The following is a 14608-nucleotide window of genomic DNA, read 5'->3' on the forward strand; positions in this document are numbered from 1 at the left end:
TCAGACAGCAGATGGCTAAATTACTTCAGTTCTGTCCAAAGTCGAGTCATCTTCGGACAGCAGATGGCTAAATTACTTCAATCCTGTCCAAAGTCGAGTCATCTTCGGACAGCAGATGGCTAAATTACATCAGTTCTGTCCGAGGTCGAGGTATCTTCTGACAGCAGATGGCTAAATTACTTCAGTCCTGTCCGAAGTCGAGACAACTTCAGACAGCAGATGGCTAAATTACTTCAGTTCTGTCCGAAGTCGAGTCATCTTCGGACAACAGATGGCTAAATTACTTCATTCCTGTCCAAAGTCGAGTCATCTTCTGACAGCAGATGGCTAAATTACATCAGTTCTGTCCGAAGTCGAGTCATCTTTTGACAGCAGATGGCTAAATTACTTCAGTTCTGTCCAAAGTCAGGAAATCTTCTTACAAATAAGTTTTCCGACACGCTATAAAAAAACACTCGGTTTCCCAAGTGTTTTTTGCTAATTCACTTGCTAATTTACGTACAAAAGCAGTTTTAATCAGATTGATAGTTCAGTTGTGCATTTTAATTTTCTACTCGATATCTGAACTACTTAAGCTTATGAGCTGCTCTTTTCATTTGAGTTGATTACTTGTTTTCAAAATCGACAAGAAACTTCTCAAACTCAGGACTGCTTATTGGCTTGCTAAACAAATACCCTTGCATGAGGACGCAATTTTTTGAAAGTAAAAACTCCTTTTGATGCTGTTTTTCAACACCTTCTGCAATCACATCCAAATGAAGGCCGCGGGCCAAACTAATAATTGCCTCAGGTATTTCTGTATTTTCTAAGCTCTCATTAATATTCTGGATAAAGGATTGATCAATCTTTAATGTGTTGATCGGAAGATCCTTTAAATAGCTTAGCGATGAATAGCCTGTGCCAAAGTCATCAATAGAGATAGAGATGCCTTGGTCTTGCAGGGTTTGCAGTGATTGGACAATTTCAGCCGAATTATTTAACAGGATACTTTCCGTTATTTCTATCTCAAAATGGTGCGCCGGGAGATTTTTTTCGTTAAGAATCTTCTTAACCGTCTCTAGCATCAGATCTGGTTCTTGAAATTGCCTGGCTGAAAAGTTGACCGAGACGGATAATGGGTGCGAACGAGTTCGATTCCATTTACTCACTTGTTCACAGGCCTTTTCCATGACAAGTTCCCAAAGCGGCTGGATAAATCCAGTTTCCTCAGCTATAGGGATAAAAATGACCGGTGAAACATTTCCAAATTCCTCATCTGTCCATCTCACCAAAGCTTCTGCCCCAAAAACCACCCCTGTATCCACTTTAATTTTAGGCTGATAAAACACATCAATCTTTTTATTCTCAATCGCCCTTCTTAGGTGGGCTTCAAGACGTGGTCTATCAATAGTTGAATGCATGGATTTTTCTGAATAAAAGATGGCCTTATTTCCGCCGTTCTTCTTTGCATTATACATGGCCATATCCGCATAGCTGATCAGTGTGTCCATGTTAGATGTATGCTCTGGATAGCAGCTAATTCCTATGCTGGCACCAAGGTAAAATTCATTACCATCTATCATGTAAGGTTTTTTAAGAATATCAATTAACCTTTCAGCGGCCGCTTTTGTTTCCTCTTGATCATGGCGGAGGAGAAGGATAATAAATTCATCCCCTCCTTGCCTTATTATGATACTTTTTTCCGAATCAAGACCATTCTTTATTCTTGCGGCAATAATGTTTAAAAGCTCGTCACCCTTGTTATGCCCATAGGAATCATTTACTTGTTTAAAACGATCCATGTCAATGAACAAAACAGATACAGGTTCGCTATTTTTTTCTGCCTGAATCATAATGCTGCTCAATTTTTCTTGTAAAAACCGTCTATTTAATAACCCGGTTAATGGATCGTGGTTTGCCTGATATTCTATCAGGGTCTTACTTTGCTGTAAGTCCTCCACATACCGATGTAAATCGGTCGACATCGCATTAACATTTTCGGTAAGAAGGCCTAATTCATCTTTTCTGTTTAAGTGTAAGTGCTTCCCAAAGTTTCCTTGTGCAATTTCATTTACTTGTTCAACAATATACCCAATTGGCTCAGTTATCGAACGGGAGAAAATAAAACTGACAAATAACACGATCAGCATGATCGCAAGCGAGAGAAGTATATGCATAAATAGTTCATGTCGAAGCTCTTGTTGTATAAGACCATAATTATAGACAAGGCAAATCACAAAAGGCTGTCCCGATTTAGGGGAAACAGGAACAAAAGTTTTTAAAACACTTTTCTTGTTAAGGGTATCGTTGTATGATTGCACTTTCTTTGTATTGACTGCCTTCTTAATGTAGGCGGCATCTGTCTCGATATTGCGGAATTTATAACTGCCATACCAAATCGGTCTTGCTGAAATGCGAATATAACTATTTCCGTTTAGGTGGACCACTTCACTCTTTTTCCCAAAGTTTTTTGGATTAAATACGGATATTTCTAAAATGCCTCGTTCCTTTGTGTAACCTTCAATAATTTTCCCAGGGCCAAATCGTTGCTCAAACTCCAAAACTTCGTTATCCCGAAAGTAGGGGTTGATGATATAGTTCGTTGTCCCGTCATAATAATAACCCCATTTATCAATATGGTCAGGATCGGAGGAGGCAATTTCAATTGGGCCGGACCAATAGTTTGGCAGCGTTAACCCTTTTCCTACATTGACAGGTTTTAGGGCCAATAATTGTTGGTAGGCGTCATACCAATAGCCCCAGCCTTTTGTCGACATGTTGATTTCTTCGGGGTCAGATGAACGGACCCCAATAATATCGCCCGCAGATTTGGCTAATAAGGTGATGTGAGATACCCGGACCTCAGCCGCTAGTTTTTTTAATTGATCGTTGGTAATTTCCTGATAGGTTGGAGGAAGAGATTGTTTGATGGCAAGGGAGGCAATTCTTAAATCCCTCCCTAGAATATTCTCTACATATAATGAACCCTCTCTGGTCTTTTCCACCTGGAACGACACTTCATTTGTAATCACGGAGATTTCACGTTGGTTATATTGCAGCAGCTGGTTTTTCGACCAAAAATAATGAAAGGTGTTATTCGCTAGTAATATAAACAAAACTAGCAGAAAAAAAATCAAGGGAATCTTTTTCTTAATCGACAATGATGCAACACTCCAGTAACCGACTTTAAAGGGATAATGACAACCTTGTGATTAGATGTAAGTAATTACCCTTTTATCCCCTGCAGCCATTCCTGGTAGCATTCATCACATAGCGCTTCATCTCTTTCTTGATTCATTGAAACAAAGGGGACAAAGTGCAATTGTCGTTCCTCAATATCCTCTGTACAATAAAAACACTTTTCAGCCATAATCAGTCTCCTTTCAAATCATTTCTTTTTTGTAGTTTTTTCCGGTTTAGAGGTTTTATTACTTGGGAAAATCATCCATTATATCCAAAATCTTTGTGTCTATATTTATGACTATGCTATAAAGAAAGTGTAAGAGCTTAATAAAGGAGGTAAATTTAGTGGATTTTCTTAATAAAGTTGTCGTGATAACTGGTGCAGCGAAAGGAATTGGCCGTGGAGTAGCCGCTGCCTATTCAAAAATAGGGGCAAAGGTCGTTTTGGCAGATGTAGATTCTGAAGCAGGTGACCGAACCGTGACTGAAATTAGAAAGCAGGGGGGAGAGGCCCTTTATGTCAAAACAGATGTCAGAAGTGAAACGGACATTATTCACTTGGTTGAAGCAGCTATACAGACATTTGGACGGATCGACATCCTGATCAATAATGCTGGAAAAGGTGTATTCAAATCACCATATGATTTAACGATTGAGGAATGGGATGATGTTCTTAACACCAATTTACGCAGCGTATTTCTTTGTTCACGAGAAGCAGCCAAATATATGAGGAAAAATCCAACTGGCGGTGCGATTGTGAATATTGCTTCAACTCGTGCCTTAATGTCAGAGCCTAACTCTGAAAGCTATGGGGCTTCAAAAGGGGGGATTGTTGCGATTACGCATGCACTCGCTGCCTCATTTAGTCAAGATCGAATAACGGTAAATGCCATTTCTCCGGGCTGGATTCATAATGGTGATGAGGCTGAACTTTCACAAGCTGACCATGAACAGCACTTATCAAAACGAGTTGGAAAAGCGAGTGATATTGCAAAGGCTTGTCTCTATTTAACGAATCCCGCTAACGATTTTGTAACCGGTATTAATTTAGTCGTCGATGGAGGGATGACCAAAAAAATGATTTATGTGGAGGAGTGAACACAAATAAGACCTCCCGCAGGCGTCTTGATAAAAAAGAAGTTACCTCTACTTTTTGTAAATATGGTAAAATAGTGTAAATATTTAGAAAAAAAGGAAAGACCTAAGATTTTAAAACATCTCATCTCTCCGGTTCTCTGGTGTCACTCTAATCTAACTATCCTTTTTATCATAAAATGGAGGTTTTAAGGATGATAAATTTTAAGGGGGAGCGCGATTGCAAATTGGCATACTTAGTACCGCTATTTATCTTCCTGAAGAATACTTAACGAGTAAACAGATTGCCCAATTGTCTGGTGTCCCTATTCAAGTTTTGGAAGAAAAAATGGGGATAAAGAAAAAGCATGTCCCGGGACCCGGGGACCATACCTGTGAAATGGGGATTATCGCTGCCAAACAAGCGGTTGCAAAAGCCGGAATTAATCCCATGGATATTGACCTTGTCATTTATATCGGTGAGGAGCATAAGGAATATCCACTTTGGACTGCGGGAATTAAGCTTCAGCAAGAGGTTGGAGCACTAAATGCTTGGGCATTTGATGCGGCATTAAGGTGTAGTACGACCGTTATGGCATTAAAAGTCGCCAAAAGTCTAATGATTGCCGATCCAGGAATCCGGACGGTCTTGCTTGCAGGTGGTTATCGGAACGTCGATTTTATTGATTATCAGAATCCTAGAACCCGTTTTATGTATAATCTGGGGGCTGGCGGTGGCGCCATTCTATTAAAAAAGGATCATAGCGAAAATGGTTTGTTAGAAACAGAGCTGATAACGGATGGTTCTTTTTCCGAGGACGTTGTGGTAGTAGCAGGAGGAACAAAGAACCCGATAACAAAGGAGGCGCTTGAACAGCGGCTTAATATGCTCGATGTTCTTGATCCAGAGGGAATGCGGTCTCGTCTCGAGCAAAAGTCAATGGCTAACTTTTTGAAAGTGATTAGGGAATCTGTACGGAAAAGCGGTTATCAGGTGAGTGATATCGCCTATTTAGCCATTCTTCACATGAAAAAGTCTGCCCATGAATATGTTTTAAAAGAGCTGGGGTTGTCTCCTGAACAATCTATTTATCTCGAAGATTATGGGCATATCGGTCAAATCGATCAGATTCTATCATTAGAGCTTGCCCTGAAGGACGGAAAAGTAAAGGACGGAGACGTTGTTGTGCTGGTAAGTGCCGGCATCGGCTATGCCTGGGGAGCTACGACCATTAAATGGGGGAAAGGGTGATGGAAGTGGCAAACGTAACAATGAAGGAAGTTCATTTATCAAATGGGGAGACACTTGCTTATAGGGAAAGAGAAGGCGGAGAACAAAAAGTATTATTGATTCATGGAAATATGACCTCTTCGAAGCACTGGGATTTAGTTTATGAAAATATTGATGTCAAATATAAGCTGTATGCCGTTGATTTACGTGGCTTTGGCCAGTCAACCTACAACAATCTAGTCTTGTCAATTAAGGATTTTTCTGACGATGTGAAGTTATTTGTTGATGCGATTGGTATAAAGGACTTTGCCATTGTGGGCTGGTCAACAGGAGGCGCAGTTTCGATGCAGTTTGTAGCCGATTACCCCGGCTATTGTAACAAGCTGATTTTATTAGCATCCGAATCAACGAGAGGCTATCCTTTTGACGGTAAACTACATGAAAATGATACGCCGCGTCGGTTTGTTTTACATGAAGAGATTAAAAAGGATGTAACCAAAACGATTCCGGTACAGACGGCTTATGATACGAATAATACGGAATTATTGAAGTTAATTTGGAATGCAGTGATTTATACCCATAATCAACCTTCACCCGAGCTCTATAAGGAGTATTTGCAGGATATGAGAACGCAGCGGAATTTAGCAGAGGTGCATCATTCTAATAATACTTTTAATATCAGCCATCATCACAATGGTCTTGTGGAAGGTAATGGAAAAGCAGATGACATTAATGTCCCTGTGCTTGTATTGCGGGGAGAACGGGATTATGTAGTAACAGCAGAAATGACGCAGGAAATACTAGAGGATTTAGGAAGTAAAGCGAAGTTTATTGAATTAAAAAATTGCGGACATTCCCCGCTGGTTGATGATTTGACGCAGTTATTATCAGTGATAACTGATTTTTTAGGATGATGAGTGAAGAAGGAGCGATAGTTCGGTGAGGTGGGAAATAGATTGGCTGGAGCATAGAGCAACAATAACGCCAAGTAAGAATGCCATTATTGATGAAGAAAGTAACAAAACTTGGACCTATTCACAACTAAATAATCGTGCATGTGCGGCTGCAAACTGGCTTTATCACCGGGGTATACGAAAAGGTGATCGGATTGCCTTGATATCACCTAATCATATTAGCTATTTCGATTTATTATTTGCCTGCGGAAAAATTGGCGCCATTTTTGTTCCGTTGAATTGGCGTTTATCTCCGCATGAATTAAGGGGAATTTTAGCAGACTGTACGCCCGTTTTAATAGGGATCCACCAAAATTTCGAGACGCTTGGGCCGCAATTTACCAGCGATGGTCTAAGCTCCTTTTTAGTAGGAGAGGCGAGCTATGAAAAACTAGTCTCTTCTCCCATCCATACCGTTTCAAAAGAGCCAATATCCGAAACAGACCCACTGGCGATGATTTATACGGGCGGAACTACCGGGAAACCAAAAGGTGTCGTGTTAAGTCATCAATCCATCGTCTGGAATGCCGTTAACACTGTTATCAGCTGGGGTTTATCAATGGAAGATACAACGATTAACTATTTGCCTATGTTTCATACCGGAGGCTTAAATGCCTTGAGCATTCCGATTTTGATGGGTGGAGGGACCGTTGTCATCGGAGACCACTTTTCTGGGGCCAAAGCCGTTGAATCTTTACAACGGTATCGTTGTACGATTATCCTCCTCGTTCCAACTATGTATCATACGATGATTCAAACGAAAGAGTTCGAAGAGAGCACATTTCCTAATATGAAGGTCTTTCTATCTGGAGCAGCGCCCTGTCCGCTCCAAATTTATGAAGCTCTTTACAAAAAAAGATTAGCCTTTAAAGAAGGGTACGGTCTGACGGAAGCCGGACCGAATAATTTTTATATTAGCCCCGAAGATGCAGAAATGAAACGTGGATCTGTTGGGAAACCAATGTTATTTAATTCAATCAAATTGTTGAAATCGGATGGTTCTGAAACGAAGGCTAACGAAGTTGGAGAAATCTTAATTAGTGGCAAACATTCTTTTTCGTTTTATTGGAATCAAGAAACGGCTACCCAGGAAACTGTTAGGGAGGGATGGATTCATACCGGCGATTTAGCCAAACAGGATGAGGATGGTTATTTTTATATTGTCGGACGGAAGAAGGATATGATTATTACCGGAGGAGAAAATGTGTATCCACTAGAAATCGAACATTGGCTTACCGCTCATCCTGCAATTAATGAAGCAGCTGTAATCGGACTCCCTGATGAAAAATGGGGTGAGATTGTAATAGCCTTCATTTCGTTACTTAAACCTTTTACATTAGAAGAACACGAATTAAAAAATTATTGTGAGTCGAAATTGGGCCGTTATAAGATTCCCAAACAATTTATTCATTTAGAGGAACTGCCTAAAACACACGTTGGAAAAATTGATAAAAAGAAATTAAAAGAAATAGGGATTAACAGATAAAAGGAGGCTGACCCAAAAGGAGGTTGATGAATAATTTTTGCACACTCTGTTGATTGGAGCGGAAGGCGCGAAGACTCCTGCGGGAGTACGGGGCTGGGGAGACCCCACAGGCGCTTTTAAGCGCCGAGGAGGATTCCCGGACCGCCCGCGAACCGCTCGCACCTGGAGCGGAAATCAACAGACTAGTTTAAAGTAGAAGCAAGAAGGTGCCCCTAAAAGTTATACTTTTGGGACACTTTCTTGCTTTATTTTTGTAGAGATGATCCAAATTTATCAAAGCCTAAACCAATTCATCGACACTTTCAATAAATAATTGAGAAACAATTGATTGGGTTTTGTTAATGTTATAAACAAGATAAAAATATCGTTCGTCATCAAAATGTTGGATGTTATACATCTTAAGCATGTTATGGCGGGAATATTCCCGCGCAGCTACTTCTGAAATGATGGAAATGCCGACATTTTCAATCACCAACTGTATTAAGCTCTGCCCGTCTTCAATATAGGAAACAATATTTAACTGGTCCTTGGTAATTTTATTTTTTTTCAAAAATCGTTCTAATAAAGCATTCGTTCCTGAATCAGAATTCCTCATGATAAACGGGTAGGGTAAGATATCGATTATGTTCACTGGTTCCGTTAACCTCATTTCATTAGAAGCAGCGAGAACAAGTTTTTCTTTTAATAATGGTATATAGCGTAATTTATCATTTTCGAATTTCTGACCTAACACCCCCATGTCCACTGAACCATTTAGGACCTTTTCGGCCACTTGTTTTGAGGAAGATTGGTTGATATGAAAGATAACCTCAGGGTATTTCTCCCTAAATTGTTTAATCATCCTTGGAACCATAAACTGCCCAGGAACTGAACTTGCTGCGATTCGAATCATTCCCCGAAGTGAGGTCATTCCTTCCTTTAAATCAAGTAATGCCTGATCTTTAATTAGTAAAAGCTGAAGGGCCCAATGATACAATCGTTCTCCATATGGAGTTAGGATACTTTCCCGTCCCACACGGTCAAATAATCTGACTCCCAGCATTTTCTCGAGTCCTTGTATATGGGAACTGACCGTTGATTGGCTTAAGAAGATATCTTCCGCAGCCTTTGAAAAACTTTTATGCTCAACAACCTTTGTAAATACATAGAGTTGGTGTAAATCCATGACATCTTCTCCTTAATTGATAGAATAGATGGCTGATAATAGATGATATAGATATACAGTAGCGTATCATAAATACACAGTTAAAAGTGAATTTGGCCATATTATTTTTAAAGCATACAAAAAAGGAGTAATGGATGAACATCACTCCTTACGTTATGTTAGAATGGGTATTTTGTTTGTTAGAGACAGATCAAGGATTGACGGCCACTTTCCATAACCTGATACTGGATTAATATGACCAGCATTGGGAATTACAAAAGAAGGATGATCAAGGTTTAAATAGAGTTTGGTATCCTCTATATTGCAATAAGGATCATTATTGGAATGGATAAACAAGATCTCCTCTGCTGTTCGAGACAACTGATTACTGTTTAATGGTACTGGAAAAAAGGATTCTGCTTCCGAGAGTGTGATCGTTGGAGATGGTGGCGCAACGAGAATTACACGCTTTGCTAACTTTTTGTCCTGAGTTGCTGCATAATGAAGCCACAGGAGACAGCCTAAACTATGAGTGATAACGGTAAGCTCTGAATCGGCCGGAATAGTTTCAATAGCGAGATGTAATTCCTCTAACCAGACTTTTAGATTTGGTGAATGAAAAGTTGAAAAGGTAGGATAACTCACTCGATAATTTTTTTCCGTTAAAGAATCTGCCAGCCATGTTTGCCAATGGTCATGGCCGCTACCGCCTAAACCATGAATTATAAGAAACTGTTGTTGATTCATCCAATCCCTCCTGTGAATTTAATATACATTATTCCGATTGAATAAGTTGGTATTATGTATGATTATAAGGTTTTTAAGTAGAAATGGCAACAGCTTTTGTTACATATAGAGAATGTATAATTGCAATTAACACGATAAACACTCATTATTAGTGAATATGTAAATTAGAAAGTAGGGGTATTATTTGTCAGACTTCTTATCGTTAGGTATATCTAAAGAGCTTGCCGATCTATTACGGACTTATGGTGTCGCCGTCCCAACACCGATACAAAAACAAGCCATTCCATTTGTAATGAAGGGGGACGATGTGATTGCCCAGGCGCAAACTGGAACAGGTAAAACGTTTGCCTTTATCTTACCCATTATCGAAAAAATAGATCGAGAGGCTACACATGTCCAAGCGCTAATTGTCGCGCCTACAAGGGAATTGGCCTTACAAATAACGGAAGAAATTGAAAAAATGATTGCCGATATTCAAGGTTTAGCTGTTTTAGCAGTCTACGGGGGTCAAGATGTAGACAAACAGTTGAAAAAGCTAAAAAGGAATCCACAAATTGTAGTAGGAACACCTGGACGCCTGTTAGATCATATCAGGAGAGGAACAGTCCGATTATCAGAAACCTCTTTTCTCGTGTTAGATGAAGCCGACCAAATGCTGCATATCGGTTTTCTCGGCGAAGTCGAGGAAATCATTAAGGAAACACCGGCGACAAGACAAACTTTGTTATTCTCGGCTACCATGCCGCAGGAAATTAGAAAATTAGCAGCAAAACATATGCGTAATCCTGAATATATTCAGATTGAAAAAACACAGGGACCCGCAGTTAGTGTGAAACAACTGGGAATTCATACGACCGACAGAGCAAAACAGGGAGCCCTGATTTCATTAATTGAGACCTATCGGCCATTTTTAGCTGTTATTTTTTGCCGGACAAAACGAAGGGTTAGTAAATTATATGATGCTCTGAAGGCCCATGGCTTTTCATGTGATGAGTTACATGGTGATTTGTCCCAAGCAAAACGGGAACAGGTCATGAAACGTTTTAGAGAGGCAGAATTACAATTATTAGTCGCAACCGATGTTGCGGCAAGAGGTCTTGATATTGAGGGAATAACCCATGTCTTTAACTATGATATCCCGCAAGATGCCGAAAGCTATGTCCATCGGATCGGGCGGACAGGAAGGGCAGGGATGACCGGACTAGCAGTAACATTCTATTCATCTGCTGACCTGCCTGCGCTTGAGCAAATTGAAAAGGAACTTTCGATTACGATCCCAAAACAAAGCGATGGGAATCAGACAAACGAAAAAAAGAGTTCTGAAGGGGACAGGTCAGATAGACGGCGCACTGGTCCAGCAAAAACACATGGCTATGGAAGAGAAAAGCAAAATAAATTTCTAAAAGACAGTAATAGGAATAAAAACGGAAATGACAGGAGGTCTGATGGATCAAACAGAGGTGCTAAAAAAGAGACGACCAAAACATCTAGTGTGATGAAGGATAGTAGAGGAAAACGGACCAATTTTTCAGCTTCGAGCAAGTCCACTAGAGGAAGCGGAAAACCAACAACAGCTAGAAGCAGCAGGAAACGCTAAAACAAAGGGACTGATTCATTGATCAGTCCCTTTTGACTTTCCTCAAATACCAATTCCAGTATTGGATTTAACAAGAACTTCCTCAAACTTTTTCACATCTGATTTTTGACTTGAGAAGATGGTTCCTAAATACCCGGCAATAAATCCGAATGGGATCGAAACAATCCCTGGTGTAGTATAGGGGAAAATAGGATTGCCGACAAAAATAGCTTTTCCTGCTTCAGGGCTGAATACATTTGGACTAATTAAAACTAACCCTACTGCTGAGATTAGACCTACTACCATGGCCCAAATTGCACCTGTGGTATTAAATCGTTTCCAATAAATCGTGTAAATGATAACCGGCAAGTTTGCACTTGCAGCAACGGCAAACGCAAGCGAAACAAGGAAGGCAACATTCAGTGTTTGGGCACCCAGCGCAAGGATGATAGAGATGATTGAAACACCGATTGCAGCCCAGCGTGCCATACTGACTTGCTGCTTTTCAGTGGCTTTCCCTTTACGTAAAATCTCATTATAAAAATCATGGGCAAATGCGGATGCGGCTGTTAAGACAAGTCCGGCTACAACGGCTAGGATCGTTGCGAACGCTACAGCTGAAATAAAAGCAAACATCATATCTCCACCAACAGCTTTTGCTAATAGTGGGGCGGCCATATTTCCAGCTGGATTTGCAGCGACAATTTCAGAATTCCCAACAAAGGCTGCAGCACCGAAGCCGAGGAAAATAGTCATTACATAAAAGATTCCGATAATCCAGGTTGCATACACAACCGAAGAACGGGCAGTTTTTGCATCTTTAACGGTAAAGAACCGGACGAGTATATGGGGGAGCCCGGCTGTGCCGAGTACTAAGCCCATATTTAGAGATATGGTATCAAGTCCGATTTTGTACTTAACACCAGGATTTAAAAAGGATTCTTTTAAAGGTGTGGCGGTTCTCATTTGATCAAACATATCAGTAATACTCCAATTAAACTTTGCTAAAACAATAATAGAGATTAAGAAGGTACCGCCCATTAATAGGATTGCCTTAATGATTTGGACCCAGCTCGTGGCATGCATTCCGCCAAAAATAACATAAACAGTCATTAAGACCCCAACAATTAAAACCGAGGTTGTGTAGTCTAAACCTAATAATAGTTTAATAAGGGCACCTGCTCCGACAAGTTGGGCAATCATATAAAAGATAGAAATAGCAATGGTATTCATAGCAGCAAAGCCGCGTATCCTTTTAGCGTCAAAGCGGGCTGCGATCATGTCTGCGAAAGTATATTTTCCGAGGTTCCTTAGCGGTTCAGCCACCAAATATAGAACCACTAAATAGGCAACTAGGAAGCCAATGCTATAAAAAAATCCGTCAAACCCTGTTAATGCAACAGCTCCGGCAATTCCAAGGAATGATGCAGCTGACATATAATCGCCTGCTATGGCCATTCCATTTTGCCATCCTGTAAGCCCTCCGCCTGCGGTATAAAATTCACTAGCATTTTTGGTTTTCTTAGAAGCATAGTAGGTAATAATTAATGTAACGAAAACAATACCAAGAAACATAAGAAATGCAGGAGTATTCATTCGTTCTTTCCTCCTTCATGGATTACTTCATCTGCTAATTTGTCAAATTTAGCTGCTTTTTTGGAATAAAGAATACATAATCCCCATGTCATAACAAATTGAAGGAAAGCAAATACCCATGCCCAAGTAATACTGCCGATAAATTTATGATTTAAGATGGTTGTATAAGAAGTTAGAATAGGAAGTGCAAAATAAAAGCAAAAGAAGAAAATCGTGATCGGAATAATAAACTTTTTCTTTTCGGAGAGTAATTTTTGAAATGCGGCTGAGTGAACAATAGAAGTGTAATCGCTTTCAGAAGTATTATTTGTTTTTTGTGCCTCCAATGGGAAGCCCCCTTTCATATAAAACATGCAAACACTTAAGGGATATCACCGTGAAGCTGATGGGTAGTAGATGCCTCCTTTCAAAGAAAGACTTTTCTGAAAATTATAATTTCAATTCTAATTATAGTAAGAATGCTAGTACTCAGGCAAGAAAAATAATAAAAATAGTCATTTTTTACCATCAAAAAATTAAGATAAACAAAAAAACCTCTGCATTTGCAAAGGTTTTAAGATGGAGACTATCGGGATCGAACCGACGACCTCTTGCATGCCATGCAAGCGCTCTCCCAGCTGAGCTAAGCCCCCGTGTATGTGGTACAAAATAAATTATATCTGTATGACATTAATCTTGCAAGAGGAAATTTAATGAATAAGTCAATTTTTTAACTTATGCTTTCAATTTCCACCTTTTGTACCCCATCTAATTCAGAAACCACAGCATAAACATCAGTTGTTTTTTCTCGATAATCTACTGCCATTAAAATTTGCACCAGATGGTCTCCGTTATCTAAATCTTTAATTCGCAGCCGGCGGATAATATACTTTTTATTCATTAAAAAAGCAATGGATGTTTCTATTTGCGTTTGATCCCTTATAAATAGTTGGAGATTGATTTCCTTTTCCCGTAATTGTTTTGGACCAAATAGTTTCATTAAAAATGGTACTAATTCAACACTTATAATTAACAGAGCTACACCAACAAAAGCTTCAAGATAAAATCCGGCTCCTACTGCAATTCCAATACCGGCGGCTCCCCAAATCATAGCTGCTGTGGTTAAACCTGAAATACTGTCGTTTCCTCTTCTTAATATAACCCCTGCACCTAAAAAACCAATTCCTGATACGATTTGTGCCGCCAGTCTCAGTGGATCCATGGTAATTCTGACATCATTAGTGTTTGGAAACATATACGCAGATTGAATTGATACTATTGTTAGCAGACAGCTTACAACAGAAATAACAAGACTTGTTTTCAGTCCTACTGGTTTACGCTTAAGTTCCCGTTCAAGACCAATAATTAGTCCAAATACTGCTGAAATTCCTAATTTAATCAATATATCAACGTCTGTAGTACTCATCTCATCACTTCCGATACTATAGTTGTTTGGTGGTACTTAATACGATTCTAAACTATTTTTAGGAATAAAGGGAAGAATAGAAAGTCCTTTGTTTAATTTTTGATTTAATAAAATTAAAATAAAAAAGTTTTTAAAATTATATTGCAATCATTTATTTATCATGATATATTAAATCTCGTCCTCAGCGAGAAGGTACACAACTGAAAAATAATTTTTAAAAAGTTGTTGACATTA

12 protein-coding genes and 1 tRNA gene are annotated in these 14608 nt (G+C 39.5%); 5 read left to right on the forward strand and 8 right to left on the reverse strand.

Annotated elements, in window-relative coordinates; all coding sequences use genetic code 11:
• Positions 1-605: 605 nt before the first annotated feature.
• Both ACZ9EE_RS22255 and ACZ9EE_RS22260 read right to left on the reverse strand, forming a co-directional pair.
• Complete coding sequence (locus ACZ9EE_RS22255) at positions 606-3140, reverse strand: EAL domain-containing protein (RefSeq protein WP_476030658.1); 2535 nt, start codon at positions 3138-3140, stop codon at positions 606-608.
• 65 nt (positions 3141-3205) lie between these two features.
• The gene (locus ACZ9EE_RS22260) at positions 3206-3349 is read right to left on the reverse strand and encodes a hypothetical protein (protein WP_476030660.1); all 144 of its coding nucleotides are present in this window, start codon (positions 3347-3349) and stop codon (positions 3206-3208) included.
• A 158-nt stretch (positions 3350-3507) separates the two neighbouring features.
• Between ACZ9EE_RS22260 and ACZ9EE_RS22265 the strand changes: the two genes are divergently transcribed.
• The 4 genes from ACZ9EE_RS22265 (at position 3508) to ACZ9EE_RS22280 (ending at position 7906) form a co-directional block, all read left to right on the forward strand.
• Positions 3508-4260, forward strand: coding sequence for a glucose 1-dehydrogenase (locus tag ACZ9EE_RS22265; protein WP_476030662.1), 753 nt, complete (start codon positions 3508-3510; stop codon positions 4258-4260).
• Positions 4261-4477: 217 nt separating this feature from the next.
• Positions 4478-5488 carry a 3-oxoacyl-ACP synthase gene (locus ACZ9EE_RS22270; protein ID WP_476030663.1) on the forward strand — a complete coding sequence of 337 codons (1011 nt, stop codon included), beginning with the start codon at positions 4478-4480 and terminating at the stop codon, positions 5486-5488.
• A complete protein-coding gene (gene phaZ, locus ACZ9EE_RS22275) occupies positions 5488-6381 on the forward strand; it encodes an intracellular short-chain-length polyhydroxyalkanoate depolymerase (protein ID WP_476030665.1) in 894 nt (297 codons plus the stop codon). Before ACZ9EE_RS22270 ends, phaZ begins: the two co-directional genes overlap by 1 nt.
• A 25-nt stretch (positions 6382-6406) precedes the next feature.
• The gene (locus ACZ9EE_RS22280; protein WP_476030667.1) at positions 6407-7906 is read left to right on the forward strand and encodes an acyl-CoA synthetase; all 1500 of its coding nucleotides are present in this window, start codon (positions 6407-6409) and stop codon (positions 7904-7906) included.
• 280 nt (positions 7907-8186) lie between these two features.
• Here ACZ9EE_RS22280 and ACZ9EE_RS22285 read toward each other — a convergent pair whose 3' ends face one another.
• Complete coding sequence (locus tag ACZ9EE_RS22285; RefSeq protein WP_476030669.1) at positions 8187-9071, reverse strand: selenium metabolism-associated LysR family transcriptional regulator; 885 nt, start codon at positions 9069-9071, stop codon at positions 8187-8189.
• Positions 9072-9224: 153 nt separating this feature from the next.
• Positions 9225-9797, reverse strand: a complete 573-nt coding sequence (locus tag ACZ9EE_RS22290) for an RBBP9/YdeN family alpha/beta hydrolase (RefSeq protein ID WP_476030671.1) — start codon at positions 9795-9797, stop codon at positions 9225-9227.
• Positions 9798-9981: 184 nt separating this feature from the next.
• Between ACZ9EE_RS22290 and ACZ9EE_RS22295 the strand changes: the two genes are divergently transcribed.
• Entirely contained in the window at positions 9982-11394 is a 1413-nt protein-coding gene (locus ACZ9EE_RS22295; protein WP_476030673.1) for a DEAD/DEAH box helicase, read from the forward strand.
• 42 nt (positions 11395-11436) lie between these two features.
• Here the strand turns inward: ACZ9EE_RS22295 and ACZ9EE_RS22300 are convergent, their stop codons facing one another.
• From ACZ9EE_RS22300 to ACZ9EE_RS22315, 4 genes are all read right to left on the reverse strand, one after another.
• On the reverse strand, positions 11437-12969 hold the full coding sequence (locus ACZ9EE_RS22300; protein WP_476030675.1) for a solute symporter family protein: 1533 nt from the start codon (positions 12967-12969) through the stop codon (positions 11437-11439).
• The gene (locus ACZ9EE_RS22305; protein ID WP_476033056.1) at positions 12966-13313 is read right to left on the reverse strand and encodes a DUF485 domain-containing protein; all 348 of its coding nucleotides are present in this window, start codon (positions 13311-13313) and stop codon (positions 12966-12968) included. Before ACZ9EE_RS22305 ends, ACZ9EE_RS22300 begins: the two co-directional genes overlap by 4 nt.
• A 215-nt stretch (positions 13314-13528) precedes the next feature.
• Positions 13529-13601, reverse strand: a tRNA-Ala gene (locus tag ACZ9EE_RS22310).
• A gap of 77 nt (positions 13602-13678) precedes the next feature.
• Entirely contained in the window at positions 13679-14374 is a 696-nt protein-coding gene (locus ACZ9EE_RS22315; RefSeq protein ID WP_476030677.1) for an MgtC/SapB family protein, read from the reverse strand.
• Positions 14375-14608: the final 234 nt, after the last annotated feature.

Source organism: Bacillus sp. URHA0034, assembly GCF_056280405.1.

Excerpts from the sequence above, each read along its gene's own strand:
- ACZ9EE_RS22290 (WP_476030671.1), bottom strand. The coding sequence starts at position 9,797 with ATGAATCAACAACAGTTTCTTATAATTCATGGTTTAGGCGGTAGCGGC.
- ACZ9EE_RS22260 (WP_476030660.1), bottom strand. The coding sequence starts at position 3,349 with ATGGCTGAAAAGTGTTTTTATTGTACAGAGGATATTGAGGAACGACAA.
- ACZ9EE_RS22305 (WP_476033056.1), bottom strand. The coding sequence starts at position 13,313 with ATGAAAGGGGGCTTCCCATTGGAGGCACAAAAAACAAATAATACTTCT.
- ACZ9EE_RS22315 (WP_476030677.1), bottom strand. The coding sequence starts at position 14,374 with ATGAGTACTACAGACGTTGATATATTGATTAAATTAGGAATTTCAGCA.
- phaZ (WP_476030665.1), top strand. The coding sequence starts at position 5,488 with ATGGAAGTGGCAAACGTAACAATGAAGGAAGTTCATTTATCAAATGGG.
- ACZ9EE_RS22285 (WP_476030669.1), bottom strand. The coding sequence starts at position 9,071 with ATGGATTTACACCAACTCTATGTATTTACAAAGGTTGTTGAGCATAAA.
- ACZ9EE_RS22300 (WP_476030675.1), bottom strand. The coding sequence starts at position 12,969 with ATGAATACTCCTGCATTTCTTATGTTTCTTGGTATTGTTTTCGTTACA.